Raw genomic sequence first — 1,405 nt, 5'->3', positions numbered from 1 at the left:
AATAGGCCGAGTGGCTTGAACACACTGAACGTTCAAACTGATCGCTGCAAGAAATGTTCGCGTCCCTGTGTGGTTCCCAGAAAACATGGCTCGACCTCGGCGGCGCGAACCTCACCGTGGACGCCGCGTGCGCCGCGTCCCTCGCCGCGCTCGACGCCGCCTGCAAGGAGCTGTCGACCGGCGCCGCCGACATGGTGCTGTGCGGCGGCGCGGACCTGCACAACGGCATCTACGACTACCTGCTGTTCTCGTCCGTCCACGCGCTCTCCCGCAAGGGCCGCTGCGCCACCTTCGACGCGTCCGCCGACGGCATCGCGCTCGGCGAGGGCGTCGCGTGCGTCGTCCTCAAGCGGCTCGCGGACGCCGAACGCGACGGCGACCGGATCTACGCCGTGGTCAAGGCCGTCGCCGGGTCGTCCGACGGCCGCTCGCTCGGCCTGACCGCGCCGCGCGTCCAGGGGCAGCGGCTCGCGCTGGAGCGCGCCTACGAGCGCGCCGGGGTGCACCCCGCGCGGATCGGGCTGGTCGAGGCGCACGGCACCGGCACCGAGGTCGGCGACCGGACCGAGCTGGCCACCCTCACCGAGACGTTCACCGAGGCCGGGGCCGCGCCGGGCAGCGTCACGCTCGGCTCGGTCAAGTCCCAGATCGGGCACACCAAGTGCGCCGCCGGGCTCGCCGGGCTCATCAAGACCGCCTACGCGCTGCACACCGGCGTGCTGCCCGGGACCCTGCACCTCACCGAGCCGAACCGGGCGTGGGACCGGGCGACCAGCCCGTTCGCGTTCGGCCGGACGGCCCGTCCGTGGGCCGCCGCGCCCGGCGAGCGGTTCGCCGGCCTGTCCGGGTTCGGGTTCGGCGGATCGAACTTCCACGCCGTCCTCGCCGGGTACGACGGCGCGCCCGAGCCGGTGTCCGGCCTCGCGGCCTGGCCCGCCGAGCTCCTGCTCGTCCGGGGCGCGGACCGGGACGCCGCCCGTGCCGGGATCGAGCGGCTCGCCGCGCTGGCGGCCGTCCCCGGCGCCCGCCTCCGCGACCTGGCCCGGACCGCCGCCGAGCCGGACCCCGCGCGCGTCCAGGTGGCGATCGTGGCGTCCGGCCTGGACGACCTGCGCGCGAAGCTGGAGGCGGCCCGCGAGTTCCGGGCCGCGCCGGGCGTGTTCGTCGCGCCGGCCAAGGCGGGCGCGACCGGTAAGGTCGCCTTCCTCTACCCCGGGCAGGGCAGCCAGCGGCCGAACATGCTCGCCGACCTGTTCGTCGCGTTCCCGCGGCTCCAGCGCCTGCTCCGGCTCGCGGACGGCCGGTACGCGCCCGCGATGTTCCCGCCCGCGCCCGAGAAGATCGCGACGCTGCTGGAGACGGGCCTGGTCAAGCTGGTCACGCTCGCCCCCGAGCGCGCCGGCGC

At 75.4% G+C, this 1,405-nt stretch carries 1 protein-coding gene; it reads left to right on the top strand.

The window, feature by feature from the left end; all coding sequences use genetic code 11:
- Nucleotides 1-53 precede the first annotated feature (53 nt).
- A partial coding sequence (locus AB0J52_RS40640; protein ID WP_500188557.1) for a beta-ketoacyl synthase N-terminal-like domain-containing protein occupies nucleotides 54-1,405 on the top strand: 1,352 nt, incomplete at its 3' end.

Source organism: Spirillospora sp. NPDC049652 (genome assembly GCF_040675125.1).
Taxonomy (GTDB): Bacteria; Actinomycetota; Actinomycetes; order Streptosporangiales; family Streptosporangiaceae; genus Spirillospora.
This window is presented reverse-complemented; position numbering and strand designations above follow the sequence as displayed.